Source organism: Actinomycetospora sp. (assembly GCF_036497245.1).
In the GTDB taxonomy this organism is placed as follows: domain Bacteria; phylum Actinomycetota; class Actinomycetes; order Mycobacteriales; family Pseudonocardiaceae; genus Actinomycetospora.
Genome location: NZ_DASXJS010000170.1, coordinates 1 through 21,488 on the forward strand (window position 1 = coordinate 1; position 21,488 = coordinate 21,488).

The window sequence follows — 21,488 nt, forward strand, 5'->3', positions numbered from 1 at the left end:
TAACGCGTCCGACCGGCCGAACGAGATCTCGTCGGCGACCACACCGGTGGTCAACGTCCGGCTCGGGGGATCCATGATCGACAGTGCTGCTCGGCCCAGTGCCGTCCTGGCGGGTGACCGTCGATGAGCGCCGATCTCTCCCTGGCCGACCTGGAACCCCTGGGCACCATGCTCGGCTTCGGGGGACAGGCCATCGTCCACGAGGCTCCCGGCCTGCGCCTTCCCGAGACGGACGCCGAGCTCGTCTACAAGCGCTACCGGGCGGCCGGGCCCACCGACGCGGTGCCGGACGTCGTCGCCGCGCGCCTCGCGCTCACCGACGCCGATCGTGCTCGCCTCGACTCGATGACGACGTGGCCGCTGCGGCGCGTCGTCGACGCCGGGACCCTCCACGGCGTCGTCCTGCCGCGTATCCCGCCGGCGTACTACCGGAGCATGATCGCGCCGGGGACGGGCGAGGTGAAGACGGGCCCGCGCGAGGCGCAGGGGCTGATGGTCCCCGAGCCGCACGGCACCCGGGTCCTGGGCGTGACGACGGTGCCGGACCTCGACGCCCGGCTCGTCGTGGGCCGAGACCTCGCGGCCGTCCTCATGCTCCTCCACGACCGGATGGGGTTCGCCTACGGCGACATCAGTGCCAAGAACGTGCTGGTCCGTCTCGACGAGTCCCCCCGCGTCCTGCTCATCGACTGCGATGCGGCTCGACCGTCCGGGTCGGGCACGACGTCCCTGGACACCCCCGACTGGGACCCGCCGGAGGGCGGCCCGGCGACGATCGCGTCGGACGTCTACAAGCTCGGTCTCTTCGTGCTCCGCGCACTGACGCCGGTCGCCCAGGGCTCCTACAACCGCGACCCGTCCTGGGCGATCAACGATCTCGACGCCGACGGATTCGACCTGCTGCGGCGCTCGCTCCACACCGATCCGCAGCGCCGGCCCCGGGCCGCGGAGTGGTTCGTCCATCTCTCGCGGCTCCTGGGCGATCCGGTCGTACCGCCGCGATTCCTCGGCTGCGGGCTCTCGGAGACCCTCGTCGCGCCGGGCGACACCACCACCGTGCTGTGGCGACTCGACGAGCCGGGTGAGGTCACGGTGACCTCGCACGGGCGGACGCTCGGCACCGTCAGCGCACCGGCCGGGCCCGGGCGCCTCGAGGTGACCCCGACGGCGTCGGGCGTCCTCCGGCTGCACGCGCGCAACGCGGCAGGGGAGCAGGACACCGCGGTGGGCGCCGTCATGGTGCTCTCGCCGCAGCCCACGGCGGACCTCCCGGTGCCCATGCCGAACCTGCCGCGCTGGGACCTGCCGAGCGCCCCGGTCCCGCCGCCGGTGAACCTCCCGCCCGCGGTCTACGGCTCGACGGTGACCGCCTTCCCGCCGGTCCCCACCTTCTGGCCCGCGTCCGCCGACACCGTCGACGGAACGACCCCCCGATTGCCCGACGTGCCGTGGTGGCTCGTCGACCCCACCGCAGTGCCGCACCGCACGCCGACCCGACGCGAGGCCCGCCGATGACCTTCTCCCTCGCTCTCGCCCGCCTCGCCGGCGCGCGCACCGACGTCCTCGCGCAGGCACGCTCGGACATCCCGAAGTACGCCACGATGGGTGGCGTCATCCTCTCGACGGCGCTCGTCGGGGCCGCCTCGGCCTTCTTCGCCCTGACGGCGGCGGCCGGCTTCCCCGCCTGGGTCGGCGCGATCGTCGCGCTCGGCTGGGGCGTGGTCATCCTCAACCTCGACCGCATGCTCGTCGTGAGCATGCACCGCGACGGCGGCAGGACGGGCATCGTCGGCGGCATCGTGGCCCGGGTGGCGCTGGCCGCCGTCATCGGCACCGTCATCTCGACGCCGATGGTGCTGCAGATCTTCAAGCCGGAGATCGACAACGAGCTCGTCGTGATGCAGAACGAGCAGCGTCAGCAGCAGCAGGCCGAGATCGACCGGACCTTCGCCCAGCGGGCTCCCCTGGAGGCGAAGGTCGCCGAGCTGCAGGCGATCGCGTCGGGCCAGACCCGTCCGACGGTGGCCGCCGACCCCGAGGTCGCGAGCCGGCAGCAGGCCTTCGACACGGCGAACGCCCAGTACGAGACGGCCGAGCAGGCCGCGATCTGCGAGACGCAGGGGACCGGGTGCCCGGGCGGCTCGGGGACCCCGGGCATCGGAGCCCTCCAGAAGCAGAAGCAGGCCTTCGCCGATCAGAAGAAGACCGAGCGCGACGGGGCGCAGTCGGCACTCGACACCGCGAAGACCAACGCCGAGCAGCGCATCGACACCGCAGGCCCGCAGAACCAGGAGCGCGCGAAGGCCGACCTCGCCACTACCCAGTCCCAGCTCGACGCGGTGACCGCCGAGCAGAGCCGGTTCGAGGCGACCTCGGCGAACGCCGCCGAGCACGGCGGGGGACTGCTCGCCCGGCTCCAGGCGCTGGGCCGGCTCTCCGCGGGCAACACGACGATGCAGCTCGCGCACTGGGCCGTGTTCGCGCTGTTCCTCCTCCTGGAACTGCTCCCCGTCATCGTCAAGACCCTCGCCCTGTTCGCGAAGAAGAACACCTACGAGACGCTGCTGGAGCGCGAGAACCGCGAGGTGCTCGACAGCGACGAGGACGAACGCCGCCGTGAGGTCGAGACCCGCCGGCGCGTCCGGGACGAGATCGAGGCCGACCGCGCCGACCGCCTCATCGAGGCGGGCAAGGAGTCCACGGCCCACGTCCTCGAGACCCACCGCACCGTGAGCCGTCGCGCGGTGGACGTGTGGGCGCACGTCGCGCTGGCCCGCTCCGACGACCAGCTCCGGAGCTGGTACGCGGCGCAGGGCGGCGCCGGGTTCCCGCTCGACCCGCCCGCCGAGGAGGGCCCGCTCGTGGTGGACGTCGTCCCCGAGGACTCCGAGATCACGATGCCGATCCCGCTGACCGCCCTGACCACCATCGAGATCCCGATCCAGCAACCGTCCGCGACCGCGACGCCCGCGTACGGCGTGCCCGTCGTCGCGTCCTGACCACCCCGCCACGAGCCAAGGAGCGATCATGACCCACCCGCAGGGCACCCAGCTGCTGCCCTTCTACCTCGTCCTCGACGTGTCGATCTCGATGCGCGGCGACAAGCTCGACCAGGCGAACCAGATCATGCCGAGGGTCCGCGACGCCCTCGCCGAGAACCCGATCCTGGCCGACAAGGTCCGCTTCTCGGTGATCGACTTCGGCTCCGACGCCCGGGTGCGCATGCCGATGTGCGACCCGCTCGACGAGCAGATCGACCTCCCGACCATGAACGTCCGCGGCTGCACCTCCTACGCGAGCGCGTTCTGGCTGCTGCGCAGCGAGATCGAGAACGACATCAAGCAGCTCAAGGCCGACGGATTCAGCGTCTACCGGCCCGCCGTCTTCTTCCTGACCGACGGGCTGCCGACCGACGAGCCCGCCGTGTGGCGCGACGCGTTCGCCGACCTCACCCACTGGGACAAGAGCACGCAGCAGGGTTTCCGGACCTATCCGAACGTCATCCCCTGCGGCGTCGGGCAGGCCGACCCGAAAGTCCTGCGGGAGCTGATCCACCCGGCCGCCGGCACCAAGCAGATGCAGATGTACCTCATGGAGGAGGGCGGCGACGCAGCTCGGGCGATCGGCGCGGTCGCCGAGATCCTGGTGTCGAGCGTCGTCGCCTCCGGCCAGAGCATCACGCAGGGCGGAACCGGGCTGGTCCTCCCGGAGAAGGCGCTCCTCCCGGTCGGGGTGGACGCCTACTCCGCCGACGACGAGATCTTCATGTGATGGACCTGCCAGTGATGGATCTTCCGGTGATGGAGAACGGGACCGAGCGGTGGGAGGGAGCGGTCACGCCCTACGTCGTCGGGGAACCTGGCCATGCCGCGACGGCCGTCCTCGAGCGCCCTGCTCGCGCAGCACCGGACAGCCACGGCATCGTGCTCGACGGCGCGGCCGTGCGTCCCGACGACGGTGCTGCCTGGACGCACGTGCGCGGCGCGAGCATCCGGGGGCTGCGGCACCGTCACGACGGGACCGTGCGCCAGGACGAGTACTGCTTCCGGCAGACCGTCGACGACCGCTACCTGATCGTCGCGGTCGCCGACGGGGTGTCCGCCGGTTCCCTGTCCCACGAGGCCGCGACGGTCGCGGCACGCTTCGGGTGCGAGGTCGTCGGGGACTGGCTCGCCTCGCGGGGCCCGGACGAGATTCCCTGGGAGCACCTACTCAAGACGCTCAGCGACCTCGTCGAGAAGCGGGGGCGCGCCGTGCTCGGCAAGCGCGGGGTCGACGTCGGGACGTGGACGGCGACCGACCTGGCCGCGGAGCTCGCGACCACCCTGGTGCTCGCCGTCATCGACCTCCGCCCCGACGACGGGTCGTACCGCGTCCGGATGGTGCGGGTCGGCGACTCGTCGGCGTGGGTGTGCCACGCGTCCGGGCGGTGGGAGTGCCTCCACGGCATCAAGAACGACGGCGCGGAGATCGCATCCTCCGACACCGCCGCGCTGCCGATGGTCACCTCGTTCGAGAGCACGCCGCACCGGGTGGCTGCGGGGGACCTGCTCGTCCTGATGACCGACGGCGTCGGCGACCCGCTCGGCGACGGGGACAACGACCTGGGTCGCTTCCTCGCCGAGGTGTGGGCCGCCCCGCCGTCGGTGCTGGCGTTCGGGGCCCAGGTCGACTTCGCCCGCAAGAGCTTCGACGACGACCGGACCGCGGTCGCGATCTGGCTGGGTTGAGGCCGCCGGCCATGGGCAGCCACCTCAGCATCGGCTCCCGAGATGGATCCCCGACGCCCGGGACGACCTCGGCCGTCGAACCTGTTCAGGCCCCGCTGTCGCGTACGGCGGCGAGGAAGGCGCGGAGGTCGTCGGGAACGTCGAGTGCGATCGCGTGGACGCGTGCGAGGTCGAGACTCGCGTAGGCGTGGACGAGGAGGTTCCGGAACGCGGCGGCCCGCGCGAGCCGGTCGGCGAGACCGGAATCGATGATCTCGGCGCCCGCGAGGAGCCGGAAGGCGTCGCCGTAGGTCGGCGGACTGCCGAGACCGAGACGCACGCAGCTCGAGGCGGCGAGGTCGATGACGATCTGGATCGCTTGCCAGAGATGCAGCACGACCGTATCGGTGGCCGAGGACATCGGCCGGAGGTCGGCGGGATCGTCGGGGAGGTGCCCGGCGACCCTGTCGAGGTGGGCGAGCGCACTCGCGCTGCGCTCGGCGAGCAGCTCGCGGTCGAGGTTGCTCATCCCAGGGAGGCCAGCACGTCGTCCTGGGCGGCACGGATGACCGGGCCGACGTCGCACCAGAAGCGGACGGCCTCGAGTCGGAACTGCAGGAACGCCTCGGAGGACCGTTCGACGAGGGCGATGCCGTCGCGTGCGGCGCGGAATCGCAGCAGGGCACTGGCCCGGGCGAGGTCGACGACGTCGACGGCGTCCGTCTCGAGCAGTCGCGCCGCCGCGGCGATGAGCGCTGCGGGGTCGGCCTCCCCGAGGTAGCCGAGGTCCCAGTCCGAAGTGGGTCCGGCGTCGCCACGGGCGCGGGAGCCGTGGAGCACGACGAGCTCGAGCCCGGCGGCGGCCGGGTGCTCGGTGAGCGCGGCCGCGAGGTCGCGGTGGTCCACGAGCGGACGGTACCCAAACCCGGACCCCGCGGCGACGACGTCGGCGTGTCCCTCACCCCACGAGGTCGAGGAACACCCGCCGCGTTCCCGAGGGCGAATCACGGTTCGCCGGCCGGACCAGCCTCGTCGTAGGCGCCGAGGGGGGATGCGTCGCTCCGGTGCGAGTGGTTCTGTGACCAGGGTGAGCGAGTCCGCGGCCCCCGTCACCGACGTGCTGGTGCCGACGTCGTTGCGGACGTGGCTGGGCGCGGTGACCGAGCTGGCGCGCGCGGTGAAGCTCGCCGAGCCGCTCGAGGTGCTCTTGGGTCGGGTGGCCGAGCAGGCGTGCACGTTGATCGGGTTCGACTTCGGCGCGGTGATGCTCACCGATCCGACGGGCGAGCGGTTGCTGGTGCGGGGGTCCCACGGCCTCTCGGAGGCCTACGTGGAGCGCCTGAACACCGATGTCGCGCTGCGGCTGCACACCCCGGACCCCGGCGTCGACGCGCCGGCGGCGCGCGCGGTGCGCGAGGGGATCACGGTGACGGCCGCCGACATCGCGGGCCTGCCCGACTTCGACCGCCTCCGTCGGTTGGCCGAGCACGAGGGCTACCGGGCGTTGCTCGCGGCACCGCTGCGGTCCGGGGGCGAACCCATCGGTGTGCTGGTCGCCTACTCGGCGCGGGCCCGCGTCTTCACCGCCTCCGAGGTCGAGCTGGCCGAGCTCCTCGCCGAGCACGCCGCGGTGGCCGTCGAGACCGCCGCCCTGCGGGAGAGCGAGCAGCACGCCATCGCCGAGCTCACGCGGGCCAACGAGGCGCTGCGCGCGCACCAGGACATCCTGGACCGGGCCGGGGAGCAGCACCGGCGACTCATGGAGCTCGCGCTCGACGACGTCGGTCTGCCGCGGCTGGTCTCCTGGCTCGCCTCCACCCTCGAGGCCTCGGTGACCGTCGAGAGCATGGACGGGACGGTGCTCGCCCACGCCCCCGACACCGGGTACGTGGCGCCGCCCGGTCACGAGGCGCCCCGGGCACGGACGGGGCCGTGGTCGACCCGGGAGCGCTACGAGCTCGTCGAGCTCCGTCCCTGGCCCGCCGACGATCCGGGCGCCGCGGCGTGGGAGACGCCCATCGTCCTGGCCGGCGAGGTGGCGGGACGGCTCTGGCTCTCGGGCTCGTGGTCCGCGCCTGCCCCGGTGGACCGCCGCACCGTCGAGCGGTTCGCCCTCGTGGTCGCCTTCGAACTGCTCAAGCAGCGCCACGGCGTCGAGGTCGAGGCGCGGCTGTCGCAGGACGTCCTCACCGACCTCCTCCGCGACGTCGGCACCGAGATCCCCCGCGCGCTCGTCGAGCGGGCCGCCGCCCTCGGCAGCGACCTGACCGCGCCGCACACCGTCGTCGTCCTCGACGTCGACGTCCCGGAACCGGAACACGGGGACGGGGACGGGGACGACCTGCGGTCGTGGGTCGCGCGGCTGGCCGAGGCCCAGGTGGCGGGCCATCGCGAGCGCGCCGGGCGCATCCTCGTGGGCCTGCACGACGGCGCCCTCGTCCTGCTGCTGCCGGCCGAACGCAACGGCCCGGAGCAGATCCGGCGAGTGGTGCGGCGCCTCGAGCAGGCCACCCGGCCCCACCCCATCTCGGCCGTCATCGGCGGGACGGGCACGTCGCCCGCCGAGCACGCGGCGTCGAGTCGGGCCGCCCGCACCGCCCTGGAGCTCGTGCGGGGTTCCGGGGGTGGGCGGGTGCTCGACCTCTCCGACCTCGGCGTCCACGCCCTGCTGCTCGAGGCCGGCGTCGCGCCCGGCCTGGCCGGGTTCGCCCGGCGCCTGCTCGACCCCCTCGAGGCGCACGACGCGCGCCACGGGGCCGAGCTGGTCGCGACGCTGCGCGCCTGGCTCCGGGAGGACTGCTCGACGACGGCGACCGCGCGCGCCCTCGTGGTGCACCGCAACACGGTGGCCTACCGGTTGCGGCGGATCGAGGACCTCCTCGGGCACCCCCTGCGCAGCCCGTCGGTCCTGCTGCAGCTCCAGCTCGCCGCCGTCGTCCGGGACGTCGAGGAGACCGGCCGCGCCTGACCTTGGTCGGGTGCACAGGTCTCGGGGTCGACGTTGTGCGCGCACACATAGGCGCCGCGGTAGGGCCGGCGCACGATGGTGTGGGTCACATCGACGTGCAGGGGAGGTGGCGGCGTGCCGGGACTCCTCGAGGGGCAGGTCGTCGTCGTCACCGGCGCGAGCCGCGGCATCGGGCGGGCGATCGCGATCGGGATGTCCACGGAGGGCGCCCGTCTCGCTCTCACCGCCCGTGACGAGCAGACTCTCGCCTCCACCCTCGGCGAGATCGCTCGGCTCGTTCCCGACGCCGAGGTCCTCACCGCCGCGTGCGACGTCGCCGACGAGTCCTCGGTGGCGCGGATGGGCGCGGCGGTGCTGGGCCGCTTCGGCCGCGTCGACACCGTCGTCGCGAACGCGGGCGTCGCCGGGCCCACCCGGTCGTTGCAGGAGATCAGCCTCGTCGAGTGGCGGGACTGCCTCGCGACCGATCTCGACGGCGTCTTCCTGACCTTCCGGCGCTTCGTCCCGGCACTCGTCGAGCAACGCTCCGGGAGCCTCATCGCGATCTCGTCGATGACGGGTAAGCGCCCCCTGCCGGGGCGCACCCCGTACGCGGCGGCGAAGACCGGTGTGATCGGGCTGGTGCGCAGCCTCGCCGTCGAGCTCGGTCCGGCCGGGGTGCGGGTCAACGCGGTGTGCCCGGGCGCGGTCGACGGGCCCCGCATCGACTCGGTGATCCGCGAACAGGCGCGTCAGCGGGGCATCGGCGAGGACGAGGCCCGCGCCGCCTTCACCGACCCGTCGCCGCTGGGACGGCTCGTGACGGCCGAGGAGATCGCCGACACCTGCGTGTTCCTCGCCGGCCCCGGCTCGTCGTCGATCACCGGTGAGGACCTGAACGCCAGCGCCGGCGTCGTCATGTACTGAACGAGAGGAGCACCGCGCCATGCGGATGATCGATCTGACGCAGGACATCTACCAGGGGATGAAGGTCTACCCGGGCCACCTCAAGACCGTCGTGTTCGAGCACGCCACCCACGAGGAGACCTCCCAGCGGTTCGAGGGCGGCTTCTCGTTCCAGACCACCGGCTTCCTGCTCAACGACAACGGGCCCACCCACGTCGACTCGTTCTCCCACCTCGACCCGGATCCGTCGGCCCAGACGATCGACCAGATGTCGTTGGACCTGTTCTACGGAGACGCCGTCTGCCTCGACGTCTCGGCCGTGCCCGCGCACACCGACATCACCGACGAGCACCTCGACGAGATCGAGAAGGCGTCGTCGGTCGACGTCCGGCCCGGCGACATCGTGCTGTTCCACACCGCGACGTGGAATCGCTACAACGGGCAGAAGAGCTACCTCACCGAGTTCCCCGGCTTCGGGGAGTCGGGCAGCGAATGGATCCAGGCCAAGGGCATCAAGACCTTCGGGGTCGACAGCCCGACGCCGGACAACCCGATCAGCAAGACCTATCCGTGCCACATGATGTGCCGCCGCACGCACATCACGCACTACGAGAACCTCGCCAACCTCGACCAGGTCGTCGACACGCGGTTCACGTTCGTCGGCTTCCCGCTCAAGCTGCAGGGGTCGCACGGCGGGCCGACCCGTGCCGTGGCGCTCGTCGAGAACTGATCCCCAGAAACCCCCACGTCCCAAATCCCCCACCGTCGAGGAGTGGACCCGTGAAGAAGGTCGTCGACACGATCCTGCCCACCACGATGATCGGCTCGTACCCGAAGCCGCGCTGGTACTCCCGCTACAACCTGGCGGGCGCCGACCTTCTGGAGTGGTGGAAGCTCGAGGAGAACTGGCACGCGTGGTGGGACGCCACGACGGCGTGCGTCAAGGACCAGGAACTGGCCGATCTCGACATCGTCACCGACGGCCAGATGCACTTCGACGACTACGGCGGCGGCATCGGCTCGTTCGTCTGGTACTGGTACGAGCGCCTCGGCGGATTCACCAAGGCGAAGCTGCCGAACCCGTTGGCCCGGGCGATCGAGGCCAGCGAGGGCGGGGACCTGAGCCAGGCCGCGTGGATGCACAACTGGGGCGGCACGGCCGTCACGGCGCCGGTCAGCCGCGGGATCCCGGGACGCCTCGGGGAGATGCACAGCGCGGCACGCCTGCTGGCCGACCGGCCGATGAAGGTCTCCGTCGGCGCCGGTCCGCCGAACCTGACCTACCACGTGGACTACGGCCACCCGCATTCCGCGTACTCCGATCCCCGACGGCTCGCCGAGGATCTCGTGCCGATCTTCAACGAGGATCTGAAGGACCTCGTCGCCCACGGCGCGACGTTCATCCAGATCGAGGACCTGGGCGCCTGGAAACTGGCTCTCGACGACGACAGCGACTGGGTCATCGACGTCATGAACGCCTGGATCGACGGCGTCGACGCGAAGATCGCGTGGCACTGCTGCCTGGGCACGGGCTACGGCAACACCTTCCGGGCCGTCGAGGACGCGTTGCCGCGGGTGCTCGAGCGGTGGATGGACGTCAACGTCGAGCAGTTCGCCCTCGACTTCGCGCTGCGCGACATGGCGGACGTCAAGGCGCTGGAGATGGTGGCGCCGGACCGCGAGGTGCAGGTCGGGGTCATCGACGTCCGCAGCCTCTACATCGAGTCCGATCAGGAGATCGTCGACCGCATCCACAAGGTCCTCGAGCACATCGAGCCCGAGCGCGTCTACCTCTCGACCGACTGCGGGCTCAAGGCGCTGCCCCGGTTCTGCGCCTACGAGAAGCTCCGCGCGCTCTCGCGGGCGGCGAAGACGGTGCGCGCCGAACTCGGCGTGAGCGGCTGACATGGCGCTGCGAATGCGCGTCGAGAGGTCGGAGGAGCCCCGCCTGGACCTGGGGGTCTTCGGCGGGGCCGTCACGGTCCTCCTCGTCGGCCTGGTGGTCCTGGCGGTCGCCGTCGTGGCCCTGGCGGACGTGAACGTCTGGCCGCTGGCGCTGTTCGCTGTCGCCGCACTGGTCCTGTGGACCCGGTGGATCCTCTGAGGCCGAGGTCGGTGGACCTCGAGGCGCCGGTGGTCGCGCGGCTCGGGGCTGAGCTCTGCTCAATGGCGGGACGACACGCCGATGGTGCGGGTCGCCACCGCTTCACCCGCCCGGGCGCGCCGGTGGACCTGCACCGGAGCCCGTCCCGGAGGCGGCGAAGGGCGAACCGCCGCCCTCGCCGCTCGGTGGAATCGATCCGACCGCTCCACCATCGTCGAGCTCGGTTCGTCCTCCGGGTGGGGCTCTCGGTCGCCGAGGGCGGCGTCGATGAATCCCGCCAACGTCTCCCACATCGGGCTCGTATCGACCACGACGTTCTCGGTCGGGTGCTCGAGCTGAGTCACGATCCGAGCCAACTCGCCGTGCACGTCCGGCCAGATGCCGGGACAGAGCCTGCGGTCGATGAGGTGGTTGTAATAGCAGTCGGTGGTGGCGCGCGACGGTGCCACCTTGGACGCGGGCTCGTCCTGGAACCGGGGGAACGAACGTTCGAAGGTCTCAGCCACGGCGTCGTCGCTGGAGTCCCGGGAGACCTCGATCAGAGCCAGCCGCGTTCTCCAGTCGCCGTAGTCCGCGCTGTAGTCGCGCATGGCCTGCGCGGCCCGTAACTCGGCGCGCTGGATCGTGGGCCCGTCGACGGCCTGGAGTCGCCGGACCGTCCGGGCGCGGAGTCGCGCGTAGTTCGCGGCCATGACGAGGACATGGGTGGAGAACAGATAGTGCAGCACGTTCTCCGGCCTCTCCTCCCGGCGATCCGTACCGGGGAAATGTCGCTCGAGGAAGTCGACGTAGTACGGCGATCCCCTGAGGACGGAGAGGCTCTGGTCCTCTGCGGCAAACCAGCGGCTGTACTGCCAGACCATGGCCCGCGGCGCCGACTCCACGGCGCGTTCCAGATAGCCCACCGCCGTCCGCTCCACCGCCGTCCGCTCCGCCCTCTCCGCGGGGTCGGGGTGTCGCTGCCGATCCTGGAGTCGGACGCCCAGGACGGCTGCGGCGTTGTAGTAGTCCTGGAAGGTGCGCCACCGCTCGGGGGCTCGCCCGAGCTGGTGCCGGACGACGTCCACGATCGTCCTGGGCGAGGCGTCCGACGGCCAGCGGAGGCGACGACGGCACTCGTCCAGGTTCGCGACGGGGGGGAGGTTCACGTGATCCAGGTGCGCGAGCGTCCAGACCCGCAGGAGTCGCAGTGCCGCCTGAGACACCGGCATGCCGAGCCCCCGGCGGCCCCGCCACCAGGCGTAGTCCCGGACGAGGTCGGCTGCCTCACACCAGGCGATCAACGGGAACAGGGCCTTTTCCTCGATGGGCCCCACCTCCAGGCGCTGAAGGTACGTGTCGCTCCAGCGCTTCACGCGCTGCTTCAGACGGACCAGTTCCTCGCGTCGGATGGCGTTGTCGTCCGTAGCGAAGAACTCCGGCCTCCGGTCGAGCGCATTGTCCGTGTTGGCCAGCGCGCAGACGAATCGGTAACGGGCGATGAGGAGCGATTCGCGATTCCGTCGAGCCCCCGACCTCTGTGTCCGACGGTGTTTCCGAGGTAGGGGTGCGGCGCTGAAGGAGGTGAACTCGCGATCGAGGCGGCGGCGCAACCGGTGGTCCACCTCGGAGGATTCCGTCGCGATCACGTCTGCGTAGCCGGTCGCCGCCGAGAGGTAGAGCCCCAGCTTCTCCTGCACCTGACAGGCGAGGATGCGGATGGGAGCGTTGAGCGGGTCCAGATCGAGCGCCTGGAAGCAGAAGCTGAGCGCCTCCTCGTACCGTTGCTCGCGGAGGCACCCTTGAGCACGCTGGTAGAAGCCGAACAGCCGCGGGTTGATCCGGTGCCCCCGCCAGTGTGGCCAAGGTCCCTGGGTGCAGAGCGCCGTCCTGGCGAGCACGAAGGCTCCGACGATGTCGGCCGCCTGGCGTGCGGCGTTGCACCAGGTGTCGGCCCAGACCGTGCGCGTCTCCCCGGGCCCGCCGGGCAACGAGAGCACCGAGACGTCGAGCCCGCACGACGACCCGGCCGCGGCGGTGCGCGCCGTCACCGACACGCGGTAACCGCAGTCGACCCAGAGCGCGCCGAGCACGCCCGCGATGATCGCGACCGGGCTCCTGGCCTCCTTCGTGGAGTCGGAGACGCTCTTGAGGAAGCTCTGGGGCGGCGCGCTCCCGGGAAGTGGCGTCGGTGCGGCGAGGCTGAGGCCTGCCAGGGTTTTGCGGAACGTGGCCGCGGCCGCCTCGAACGTGCGTTTCTCCTCGGTGCCGTCCACGAACGGTAGGACCTCGATCGCCCCTGGCTTCCGAACCGCTCGTGCGAAGAAGAAGCGCCGCGCGCAGCAGAGGAAGCCGACGATCAGGACGGCGACGACGACGAGGACGGTCTGTTCGGTCACGATGCCGCGGACCCACGTGTCCTGGAAGCGTCTGTCCGCGATTCCGGTGAGGGGGAGCCGTCCGACGTAGAGAAACCCCCCGACGGCCAGAATGCCGAGCGTCGCGGCGAGCCACGCCGACGGGTGTGGAAGGCCGACGCGCCCAGCGGCCTCGGACCCGACGTCCTCCTCTACCGATCGCATGGCCGGCACCCACCCGGCGTGGTGACCCTGCTCCCGGGCACGTTCGACAGGTCGGCGGCGGACGAATTCAGCGAACTGGTGGGAACGGACACGCTCTACCCCCCGAGAGTTGAGAACGATCGAGAAGACACCCCGATGACGTTCCGATTGATTGCCTGAGGGTGGAACGCGGCTCAGCCGCTCACAATAAGTAAGTCTCGGTAGTCCATTCGCGATGACTTTCCCCGGATTCTCGGCCCACTGGACATATCCTCGGTCACATGGTCTGTTCGGTGGACTCTGGATGGTGTGCACGGTCCATCGACGAAGACTGAATGATGTAGTGGCAACGCTGCGTCGTTCGACGCGCGGCGCCACGGCTGACACGTTCGGACGCGCCCGTGATTCGCACAGCCGCCTATCAGGCGATATCGGGCCGCCGACGTCGCGCATCCGTGGACGGAAACGGAGATCCCGCCGCGATGATCACGGCCGACGTGGCCGATCGGCACGCGCAGAAGCAGTCCGCGGCGGCAGCTACTCACCGGCGCGAGAACTCGGCGACCGCCGTCCGCGCGTCCCTCACCCGACAAGGTCGAGGAACACCCACCTCGCCTCGGGGGCCAGCCCGGCGAGTCGTCGTCCGCACCCGTGCAGGACCCCGGCGCCGGAGGTGACGTGCTGGGTGCCGCCGTGCAGGTCGCGGAAGACCCGGTTGAGCGGGCCCTCGCGCAGCGCGGCGGTGCCGGCCCACCGGTAGACGGTCTGCCCGATCTCGTGCGCGGTCCAGGTGGCGGTGTTCAGGGCGAGGCGGGTGAGGGTCTCCTGGTCGGTCGACAAGGTCTCCCCGCGGTCGAGCATCGCCTCGTTGTCGGCCCAGACCTCCATGTTCCAGGCCCGCGCGGAGAGCAGGGAGGCCTCGGCGCGGGCGTAGTCGGCGTGGAACTCGGCGGTGTCCACGCCGGCGTTGCGCGTCCCGGTCTTCGCCGTGGCGATGGTCCGCATCTCGTCGAGCAGCCGCCGCGCGACGCCGAGGGCCCAGCCGGTGTGCCCGATCCCGGCCAGGTTGGCCACGCCGAGGCGGTAGAGGCCGCCGCCGACCAGCGGTTCCGTCGTGGGGCCCGAGTAGACGAACTCGGCGGGGACGAACACCTCGTCGAGGTGGTAGTCGATGCTGCCGGTGGCGCGCAGGCCCATGACGTCCCAGTTGTCGACCAGCGTCGCCTGCTCCTTGGGCAGCGTGAACACCAGCATCTCGCCGGCCTGCTCGTCCAGCGCGGCGGTGTGCACGTGGGTGGCGTGGTGCAGGCCGGACGCGAACTGCCAGGAGCCGGACACGAGGTAGCCGCCCTCGACGGCGACCGCCCGTCCCGGCCTCGTGCCCTGCCCGGCGGCCAGGACGTCGTCGCCGGCGCCGAGCTGCCGCCAGGCCGGCTCACCGAGGTAGGCCGCCGTCGCCCCGGTGATCATCTCGACGGCCATCACCACCCACGCCGTCGACGCGTCCGCGCGGGCGAGGGTCTCGATCGCGGTGATCTGCTGGCGTGGCGTGAACTCGCCACCGCCGAGCTCGCGCGGCATCCCCACGGCCCACACACCGCTCGCGTGCAGGGCCTCCTCGACCCGCGGTGTGAGCCGCCCGCCGGCCTCGGCGCTCCCGGCCTCGGCACGTAGCAACGGGTCGAGCGCCTCGAGGCGGGCCATCATGTCGTCGACCCCGTCACCGGGGCGGAGGGTGCCGGTCGCTTCAGGAGTGGCGGTGCGGATGAGCTGCTCGGTCATGTCGTCTCCTCGATCCATCGCCGGACCACCGCGAGCGTGTCGTCCGAGTTGGTCTCGTAGGTCAGGGCGTGCCCGTTGCCGGTCACGCCGTGGTCGGGCAGGTGGACGCGCTCGACGGCGGCGCCCGCGGTCGCGAGCCAGCTCACGACGTCGTCGGCGAAGTCGGCGAACATCGAGGCGCCCCCGGTGACGAGCGCGACGGGCACGTCGACCAGAGCAGGCACGCGCAACGTCGTCGGGTCCGCCGCCCGGGCCTCGGCAGCACTCTCGCGGGGCGGGTCGTAGGTCAGCGGCGCCGCGGTCAGGCCCCAGTCGAGGGTGCCGATCCCGGGGAACGTCGCGAATGCAGGCCCGATCGGCTCAACCGCCACGAGCGCCCGGACCAGCTCGGGCCGACGATCGGCGAGCAGCCATCCGCACGGCCCGCCGGCGGAGTGGGTCACGACGACGGCGGGTCCGAGCAGGTCGAGCAGGGCCGCCAACCGGTCGGCGTCCATGCGCTGCGACCCGGCCAGGTCGACCGGCAGCGATCCGAGCGGCGCGATCCACCGGTCGGTCGCGGCCTCGTCGTCGGGGTCCAGGGGCCACCGGGTGTGGTCGGGCCGGTCGGGGAAGAACAGCGCGCGGCCGGCGGCGTAGTTGAACTGCGGCCCGGGGGTCCCGACGACGTCGGGGTGCGCCGGCGAGCGCCCGTGCCCCGGCCGGTCGACGACGAAGGTCGGGTACCCGGCCGCGACGAACCCCGCGGCCCAGCCGGGCCTGCCGTCGGGAGTGCCGAGCCAGTCGGTGCCCTGCCCGCCGCCACCGTGCACGAGCACGACCGGTGGCCGGTCGGTCTCCTGGCCCGGCGCCTCCCACGTGACGAACATCGGGCCCTTCGCCCGCACCGCCCCGTCGTCGCCCGTGACCCGCTCCCCGGGCACCCAGAAGTGCCCGCGGCGGCTCGTCGTCGGGGCCACCGACTCCCACAGGCGGGGTGTCGCGACGGTGCTCATGCCGTGACGCTAGGTGTGGTCCGGGTCTCGTCGCTCTCGTTAGAGTGCACGGACATCTCCGGCTGCTGCACGCCTGCGCGGGCCGGGGAGGAGGTGGCCGTGGACGACGAGGTCCGGGACATCGGCGTCTGGCAGGGCGCCGTCACCGGGGCGCTGCTGCGCTTCGACGTCGAGTGCGCCCGCCCCGAGCGGTTCCGGGGCAGCGTGAGCCGTCGTCGGCTGGGGGAGACCTCGCTGATCGCGATGAGCTCCCGGCCCCACCGGGCCCTCCGGACGGCCGGGCACATCGAGGACCACCCGCCCGAGTACCTGCTCTCCGTTCAGCTCGAGGGGACCGCGGCGTTCCGGCAGGACGGACGGCTGGCCCGGGTCGCAGCCGGTGACATGGTCTTCTACGACTCCACCCGCCCCGTCGAGATCACCAGCGGCGAGGACTACCGCAGCCTGTGCTTCCGCTTCCCGACGGCGGGTGCGGGTCGCCGGGCCGGTGACCTCACCGCGACGACACTGCCTGCCGCGCACGGGCTCACCCCCGCGCTCGCGGGTCTGCTCACCGGGCTGCACGAGGCGCTCGAGGCGCCGGGCACGGGGTCACGGCCCGACGCGGTGCTGGCCACCGCCCGGCACGCCACCGAGCTCGCCCGCACCCTGTTCGACGACGAGCTCGCGCGCCGCGGCCTGCTCGATGCGCCCGAACCGCACGCCGTGCTCCGGGAACGCATCGACCGGCACATCGACGAGCACCTCGGCGAGCCCGACCTCTCGCCCCGATCGGTGGCCGCGGCGCTGTTCGTCTCCACCCGGCACCTGCACGCCGTGTTCGCCGAGGACGGACGCTCCGTCGGGAGAACGATCCGGGAGCGGCGCCTGCGACGCTGCCTGGACGACCTCGCCGACCCGGCGCAGGCGACCACGCCGGTCTCGGCGATCGCGCTCCGCCGGGGCTTCCCGAACGCGACCCGCTTCGGGGAGCTGGTCAAGGGCGCGACCGGGCGGACCCCGGTGGCGTACCGGCGGTCGATGCTGCGCGGGTGAGTGCCGTTCCGCGCTGCCGTGCCGGCCGGGTCGACGGCACCCGTCGTCCTACGGAGCGTGCTCGTTCTGAGTGATCAACGGCCGTTCTGCTAGGCCGAATGGCTGGCGTCTGAGTGGCGTGAGGGTGGCTCGTGTCACCATCGGTGCCTGAGTCGGGGGGCTCGAGGCCGCAGCAGGTGGTTCCGGGTGACATCCATGGTCGATCTGCACGGAGACCGGGGGCCCATCGATGACGCAGCCGCCGTATGTCTGGACCCCGCCGATCGGGGCACAGCGAGCACGGCACACCCGCCGCACGGTGATCACCGTGATCACGGTGCTGGCGGTGCTCGTCGTGTTCCTGGCGGCGATGGCGGGCTATCTCGTGTGGCACGCGCAGGACGCCGCCGCCAGCGTGACCCTCGAGCCGACCAACTCGGCGACCGCGGACTCCTTCATGCCCGCGCACGGCCCGGACGCCTCCGTCGCCACGCCTCCCGGGAACGGTGGAGGCACGGTCGCGGGAAGCACACCGGGGCTGTTCGGCGGCACCTCGGACAACAGCACGTGCGACCAGGCCCAGATGTCGGAGTTCCTGGCCGCACATCCGGACAAGGCGGAGGCGTGGGCCGAGGCCGAGGGCGTCGGCCGGAGCGACATCCCCGAGTACGTCCGCCAGCTGACCCCGGTCCTGCTGCGGGCCGACACCTCCATCACCAACCACGGCTACCGCGACGGCCGGCTCACCGCGTACCCGGCGGTCCTCGAGGCCGGAACCGCGGTGCTCGTCGACGGCTACGGCACACCGCGCGTGAAGTGCTATTGCGGGAATCCGCTGAGTGCGCCACCGCAGCAGCAGCCCCGTCATTTCTCGGGCACGGCATGGCGTCATTTCGCCCCGGTGACGGTCGTCGTCGTCCGACCTGCGCCGGTCGTCGTCCAGAACCTGACCGTCATCAACGTCCAGAACAACACCGTCGTCAACGTCCATGTGGCGCCCTGGCGCTGGGGTCCGCCGCCGGGGTGGACCGGGTCCCCGTCGTCGAGCAGTTCGTCGACGAGCACGTCGGCCACGGACACGTCGTCGGTGTCTCCGTACTCGGACCCGTACGGGCAGCGCGCCGGTAGCCCCGGCACCGGATGCGACCCGGCGACCAACGTCCCGGGGGCCGTCACGACGACGACGGGCACGTGTCCTACCACGTCCACCACGACCCCGACGACGACGACCACGACGCCGACCACGACGACCACCACCACGACGACCACGACCGAGCCGACGACGACCACCACGACCACGTCGGGCTCCGTGAACTAGGAGCCGCCCCCGAGATCACGTGGCAGGCGCCGCACCGGAGGACCTCCGCCACGGAGACGACCGATGCGTCGGTCCCGGGGGCCTGAGGGGACGGCATGCAGCACTTCGAGCAGAACGACCCGCCGCGACAGCTCGACCCGCCGCGACAGCTCGATCCGCCGCCGCCGCGGATGCCGGCCTGGGTCGACGGCTCCGCGGCGGGGCCCGGCCGGTACCGCACCCTGGTGCTGGTCGCGATCATCGTCGTCCTGGCCGTCGTCGCGGCCGTGTCCCTCACCGCGTTGTTCACCCGGGGCGACGACGACGCGCCACCCGCGGCCGACGCCTCGTTCGCGCCCGGGCCGCAGGTGCCTGCCGACCAGCTCCCGGCCCCGGTGCGGGCCGCCGTCGCGAGGAGCGTCGCCACCCCGACCGTCGCGACGACGATCCCGGTGGGGCCCACCCCCGGGTCCATGGAGGTCGCGCCCGGAGGCCGGTTCGCCTACATCGCGAACCGGTCCGCGAACGTCCTCACCGTCGTCGACACCACCAGCAACACGGTGACCGGGACGATCCCGGTGCCGGACGCCGGCCCGCAGTTCGTCGCGTTCTCGCCCGACGGCGCGCGTGCCTACGTCAGCATCTCCGACCCGGACTTCACCGTGAACGAGGTCGGTGTCGTCGACACGGGGACCGGCGCGTTCGTCGCCCGGGTCCCCACCGGGAAGCGTCCGTTCGCGCTCGTCGTCGCGCCGGACGGCACGCGGCTCTACGTGCCGAACCACGACTCGAGCACCATCACCGTCGTCGACACGGCGACCGACGCCGTGATCGGCACCATCCCCGTCGCCCCCAACCCGCACTGGCTGGACCTGTCCCCGGACGGCACGCGGCTCTACGCCGCCAACCACGAGTCGAACCTCGTGACCACCATCGACACCGCCACCGACGGCGTCGTCGGGACGGTGCCGGTGGGTCAGAGCCCGCACGCGCTCGTCCGGCACCGCACCAAACCGCTGCTCTTCGACGCCGACTACGACGGCAACACCGTGTCCGTGACCGACGTCGTCGCCGGGCAGGTCGTCGCGACGGTGCCGACCGCGAGCCACCCGCAGGACGTCTCGCTGTCGGCCGACGGCAGGTACGCCTACGTCGCGGCGGTCGACGCGAACGCGGTGCAGGTGCTGGACACCACGACGCTGCGGGTCACGGCCACCGTGCCCGTGGGCAGGGGCCCGACGAGCGTCGCCGTCGGGCCCGACGGACGCCAGGCGTACGTCACCAACCTCCTCGACGGGACCGTGACCGTGCTGAACGTCGCCGGCGCCGCCTGAGTCCGGGAAGGGTGGGTACGGCTCGGCACCTCCGGGTAAGCGGGGGCATGGCAAAGGATCATGAGAACGATGGCCTGACCGACAAGGCCCAGGATGCGGCCGAGAAGATCAAGGACGCGCTCGAGCCGAGCGAGTCCGACGGGCCCAACCGTCCGAGCAACGACGCGTCCGACCCGTTCAGCAACGATCAGCGTCCCGACGAGGCGGGGTTCCCTCACGGCTCCGTCGGCGGAACCGACTAGCGGTCCTCGACGGGTCGGGGTGGATCCTCGGCGTCGGTCGGCTGTGGCCCCTCGTCGGTGCCGCCCAGGAGGGGGACGGCCAGCAACGGGAACAGCACCACCGAGAGCAGGCCAGCGGCGACGAGGGCCACGTAGTTGCCGGGCGCGATGACCCCGAGCTGGACCCCGATCGCGCCGGCGACGACGGGGATGCTCAGCGAGGTCGCCTGGAGCAGCCCGGCGCCGAGCACCTGTCGGCGACGCTGGGCCAACGGCGTGTACAGCGCGGCGGGGAGGGCGCGCACGAGCAACAGCGCCCCGAGGAAGATCGGCACGCGTACCAGCGTGGCGGGGTCGTCGACGAGGCTGCGGACGTCGAGGGACATCCCGGTGGAGACGAAGAAGAACGGCACGAACGCGCCGAAGCCGACGGCCTGGAGCTTGCCGTGGAACGTCGAGTGGGTCATGGCGCGGTCGCGGTCGAGCAGCTTGAGCGTCGCCCCGGCGAGGAAGGCTCCGAGGATGGCCTCGAGCCCGAATGCGGTGGACAGGGCCGCGAACACCATCAGCAGCGCCAGCGCGCCGCGAATCCGGATCTCGGCGGTGGTGTCCTGCAACGCCACCAGCGCCGAGGAGATCCGCGAGGACCGTTCGAACCCGAGGATCAGCAGCCCCACTGCGGCGACGAGGCCCAGGAACGCCACCAGCAGCGCGACCTGCGAGACCACGCCCGAGGCGTCGCCGGAGAACAGGACCGAGAGCAGCACGATCGGGACGACCTCGGCGATCGAGGCGCCGGCCACCACGACCTGACCGAACGCGGTCTCGGTCTGCCCGGAGTCCTTGAGGATCGGCAGGATGATGCCCAGTCCCGTCGCGGACAGGATCACCGCGATGAGCAGCGGAGACCGGACCAGCCCCGCGGCGCCGAGGACGAACCCGATGACGACGGCGAGGGCGAACGAGACCGCGAACGCCGCCGACGTCAGGCCCAGGACGCGTCCACGGAGGCGGTCGAAGTCGATCTCGAGCCCGGCCAGCAGCAGCAGGAACGCGAGCCCGATGACGGCCAGGACCTCGACCGGGGCGTCGGCGTGGGCCCACCCGAGCACCTGCGGCCCGATGAGGATGCCGAGCAGGATCTGCACGACGATCTCCGGCACGCGCAGCCCGGTCAGGCGCACCGCCAGCGGGGCGAGCAGCGCGACCGCGGCGACCACCGCCGCCGAGGTCAGCGACAACATCGTGAGCCCCCGTGGCCGGCGATCCGGCGAGAATCAGTTCAGGTGCGCCAGTAGTCGTTCGCCGCGGCGATCGCGGCGAACTCGACGGCCACGGTGTGGCCGGCGCTGATCAGACTGTCAGGGTCGGTGGAATAGTTCGGACGCCCACCTTTGCACGTCCAGGTCCGGTTGCAGGTTGTGGACGAGTTCTTCGTCGGGTACGCGATTCATCTACGGCATCATGCTCCTCGGCTCCTGCAATCACCATCAAACCTGCGCGTTCTGCACGATGTGCCGATATGGCCATCGCCGGAACCAAGAGTGTTCATGCGATCGCTCACCGCGCCCGAACCATTCCTCCGCATCTCCGCGGCCCACACCGTGAGGGTCCGAAACTGTCTCGGAACAGGTCGCGC

At 71.8% G+C, this 21,488-nt stretch carries 20 protein-coding genes; 13 read left to right on the forward strand and 7 right to left on the reverse strand.

Annotated elements, in window-relative coordinates; translation table 11 throughout:
- The first annotated feature begins 123 nt into the window (after window positions 1-123).
- Genes VGI02_RS18085 through VGI02_RS18100 form a run of 4 tightly spaced genes read left to right on the forward strand, consistent with a single transcriptional unit; the run spans window position 124 to window position 4,730 of the window.
- Window positions 124-1,515: a hypothetical protein gene (locus VGI02_RS18085; RefSeq protein WP_331629350.1), complete on the forward strand. Its 1,392-nt coding sequence runs from the start codon at window positions 124-126 to the stop codon at window positions 1,513-1,515.
- Complete coding sequence (locus tag VGI02_RS18090; protein ID WP_331629352.1) at window positions 1,512-2,999, forward strand: DUF4407 domain-containing protein; 1,488 nt, start codon at window positions 1,512-1,514, stop codon at window positions 2,997-2,999. The genes VGI02_RS18085 and VGI02_RS18090 overlap by 4 nt, the downstream gene beginning before the upstream one ends.
- A 28-nt stretch (window positions 3,000-3,027) precedes the next feature.
- Window positions 3,028-3,771, forward strand: coding sequence for a vWA domain-containing protein (locus VGI02_RS18095; protein ID WP_331629354.1), 744 nt, complete (start codon window positions 3,028-3,030; stop codon window positions 3,769-3,771).
- On the forward strand, window positions 3,771-4,730 hold the full coding sequence (locus tag VGI02_RS18100) for a protein phosphatase 2C domain-containing protein (RefSeq protein WP_331629356.1): 960 nt from the start codon (window positions 3,771-3,773) through the stop codon (window positions 4,728-4,730). The genes VGI02_RS18095 and VGI02_RS18100 overlap by 1 nt, the downstream gene beginning before the upstream one ends.
- Before the next feature lie 85 nt (window positions 4,731-4,815).
- Here VGI02_RS18100 and hepT read toward each other — a convergent pair whose 3' ends face one another.
- Both hepT and mntA read right to left on the reverse strand, forming a co-directional pair.
- Complete coding sequence (hepT, locus tag VGI02_RS18105) at window positions 4,816-5,238, reverse strand: type VII toxin-antitoxin system HepT family RNase toxin (RefSeq protein WP_331629357.1); 423 nt, start codon at window positions 5,236-5,238, stop codon at window positions 4,816-4,818.
- Window positions 5,235-5,615, reverse strand: coding sequence for a type VII toxin-antitoxin system MntA family adenylyltransferase antitoxin (gene mntA, locus VGI02_RS18110; protein ID WP_331629359.1), 381 nt, complete (start codon window positions 5,613-5,615; stop codon window positions 5,235-5,237). Before mntA ends, hepT begins: the two co-directional genes overlap by 4 nt.
- A 181-nt stretch (window positions 5,616-5,796) precedes the next feature.
- On the opposite strand from mntA, the gene VGI02_RS18115 reads away from it, so the two are divergent.
- From VGI02_RS18115 to VGI02_RS18135, 5 genes are all read left to right on the forward strand, one after another.
- Window positions 5,797-7,677 carry a helix-turn-helix domain-containing protein gene (locus tag VGI02_RS18115; protein WP_331629361.1) on the forward strand — a complete coding sequence of 627 codons (1,881 nt, stop codon included), beginning with the start codon at window positions 5,797-5,799 and terminating at the stop codon, window positions 7,675-7,677.
- Between the two features lie 114 nt (window positions 7,678-7,791).
- Window positions 7,792-8,583: an SDR family NAD(P)-dependent oxidoreductase gene (locus tag VGI02_RS18120; RefSeq protein WP_331629363.1), complete on the forward strand. Its 792-nt coding sequence runs from the start codon at window positions 7,792-7,794 to the stop codon at window positions 8,581-8,583.
- Window positions 8,584-8,602: 19 nt separating this feature from the next.
- Window positions 8,603-9,292, forward strand: coding sequence for a cyclase family protein (locus VGI02_RS18125; protein WP_331629365.1), 690 nt, complete (start codon window positions 8,603-8,605; stop codon window positions 9,290-9,292).
- Window positions 9,293-9,342: 50 nt separating this feature from the next.
- The gene (locus VGI02_RS18130) at window positions 9,343-10,467 is read left to right on the forward strand and encodes a uroporphyrinogen decarboxylase/cobalamine-independent methonine synthase family protein (protein ID WP_331629367.1); all 1,125 of its coding nucleotides are present in this window, start codon (window positions 9,343-9,345) and stop codon (window positions 10,465-10,467) included.
- Window positions 10,468-10,480: 13 nt separating this feature from the next.
- A complete protein-coding gene (locus VGI02_RS18135; protein WP_331629370.1) occupies window positions 10,481-10,666 on the forward strand; it encodes a hypothetical protein in 186 nt (61 codons plus the stop codon).
- A 59-nt stretch (window positions 10,667-10,725) separates the two neighbouring features.
- Here the strand turns inward: VGI02_RS18135 and VGI02_RS18140 are convergent, their stop codons facing one another.
- From VGI02_RS18140 to VGI02_RS18150, 3 genes are all read right to left on the reverse strand, one after another.
- The gene (locus VGI02_RS18140; protein WP_331629372.1) at window positions 10,726-13,227 is read right to left on the reverse strand and encodes a hypothetical protein; all 2,502 of its coding nucleotides are present in this window, start codon (window positions 13,225-13,227) and stop codon (window positions 10,726-10,728) included.
- 561 nt (window positions 13,228-13,788) lie between these two features.
- Entirely contained in the window at window positions 13,789-14,988 is a 1,200-nt protein-coding gene (locus VGI02_RS18145) for an acyl-CoA dehydrogenase family protein (RefSeq protein WP_331629374.1), read from the reverse strand.
- Complete coding sequence (locus tag VGI02_RS18150; protein ID WP_331629377.1) at window positions 14,985-15,983, reverse strand: alpha/beta fold hydrolase; 999 nt, start codon at window positions 15,981-15,983, stop codon at window positions 14,985-14,987. Before VGI02_RS18150 ends, VGI02_RS18145 begins: the two co-directional genes overlap by 4 nt.
- 99 nt (window positions 15,984-16,082) lie before the next feature.
- Here VGI02_RS18150 and VGI02_RS18155 point away from each other — a divergent pair, with 99 nt between their 5' ends.
- The 4 genes from VGI02_RS18155 to VGI02_RS18170 all read left to right on the forward strand — a co-directional run bounded on the left by VGI02_RS18155 (window position 16,083) and on the right by VGI02_RS18170 (window position 19,870).
- A complete protein-coding gene (locus VGI02_RS18155; RefSeq protein ID WP_331629379.1) occupies window positions 16,083-17,018 on the forward strand; it encodes an AraC-like ligand-binding domain-containing protein in 936 nt (311 codons plus the stop codon).
- 229 nt (window positions 17,019-17,247) lie between these two features.
- Window positions 17,248-18,315: a DUF6777 domain-containing protein gene (locus tag VGI02_RS18160; protein ID WP_331629381.1), complete on the forward strand. Its 1,068-nt coding sequence runs from the start codon at window positions 17,248-17,250 to the stop codon at window positions 18,313-18,315.
- A gap of 95 nt (window positions 18,316-18,410) precedes the next feature.
- Window positions 18,411-19,628 (forward strand): beta-propeller fold lactonase family protein, encoded by a 1,218-nt coding sequence (locus VGI02_RS18165; protein ID WP_331629383.1) that lies wholly within the window; start codon window positions 18,411-18,413, stop codon window positions 19,626-19,628.
- A gap of 47 nt (window positions 19,629-19,675) precedes the next feature.
- Window positions 19,676-19,870, forward strand: coding sequence for a hypothetical protein (locus tag VGI02_RS18170; RefSeq protein WP_331629385.1), 195 nt, complete (start codon window positions 19,676-19,678; stop codon window positions 19,868-19,870).
- Here VGI02_RS18170 and VGI02_RS18175 read toward each other — a convergent pair.
- Window positions 19,867-21,093, reverse strand: a complete 1,227-nt coding sequence (locus VGI02_RS18175; protein WP_331629387.1) for a cation:proton antiporter — start codon at window positions 21,091-21,093, stop codon at window positions 19,867-19,869. The two genes, VGI02_RS18170 and VGI02_RS18175, sit on opposite strands and share 4 nt — an antisense overlap.
- A 38-nt stretch (window positions 21,094-21,131) precedes the next feature.
- Window positions 21,132-21,299: a hexameric tyrosine-coordinated heme protein gene (locus tag VGI02_RS29150; RefSeq protein WP_414638313.1), complete on the reverse strand. Its 168-nt coding sequence runs from the start codon at window positions 21,297-21,299 to the stop codon at window positions 21,132-21,134.
- Between the last annotated feature and the right edge of the window lie 189 nt (window positions 21,300-21,488).

Bases quoted from the DNA above. Each gene is read 5' to 3' on its own strand.
- VGI02_RS18085 (WP_331629350.1), top strand. From the start codon at position 124: ATGAGCGCCGATCTCTCCCTGGCCGACCTGGAACCCCTGGGCACCATG.
- VGI02_RS18090 (WP_331629352.1), top strand. From the start codon at position 1,512: ATGACCTTCTCCCTCGCTCTCGCCCGCCTCGCCGGCGCGCGCACCGAC.
- VGI02_RS18095 (WP_331629354.1), top strand. From the start codon at position 3,028: ATGACCCACCCGCAGGGCACCCAGCTGCTGCCCTTCTACCTCGTCCTC.
- VGI02_RS18100 (WP_331629356.1), top strand. From the start codon at position 3,771: ATGGACCTGCCAGTGATGGATCTTCCGGTGATGGAGAACGGGACCGAG.
- hepT (WP_331629357.1), bottom strand. From the start codon at position 5,238: ATGAGCAACCTCGACCGCGAGCTGCTCGCCGAGCGCAGCGCGAGTGCG.
- VGI02_RS18125 (WP_331629365.1), top strand. From the start codon at position 8,603: ATGCGGATGATCGATCTGACGCAGGACATCTACCAGGGGATGAAGGTC.
- VGI02_RS18135 (WP_331629370.1), top strand. From the start codon at position 10,481: ATGCGCGTCGAGAGGTCGGAGGAGCCCCGCCTGGACCTGGGGGTCTTC.
- VGI02_RS18140 (WP_331629372.1), bottom strand. From the start codon at position 13,227: ATGCGATCGGTAGAGGAGGACGTCGGGTCCGAGGCCGCTGGGCGCGTC.
- VGI02_RS18145 (WP_331629374.1), bottom strand. From the start codon at position 14,988: ATGACCGAGCAGCTCATCCGCACCGCCACTCCTGAAGCGACCGGCACC.
- VGI02_RS18150 (WP_331629377.1), bottom strand. From the start codon at position 15,983: ATGAGCACCGTCGCGACACCCCGCCTGTGGGAGTCGGTGGCCCCGACG.
- VGI02_RS18160 (WP_331629381.1), top strand. From the start codon at position 17,248: ATGACGCAGCCGCCGTATGTCTGGACCCCGCCGATCGGGGCACAGCGA.
- VGI02_RS18165 (WP_331629383.1), top strand. From the start codon at position 18,411: ATGCAGCACTTCGAGCAGAACGACCCGCCGCGACAGCTCGACCCGCCG.
- VGI02_RS18170 (WP_331629385.1), top strand. From the start codon at position 19,676: ATGGCAAAGGATCATGAGAACGATGGCCTGACCGACAAGGCCCAGGAT.
- VGI02_RS18175 (WP_331629387.1), bottom strand. From the start codon at position 21,093: ATGTTGTCGCTGACCTCGGCGGCGGTGGTCGCCGCGGTCGCGCTGCTC.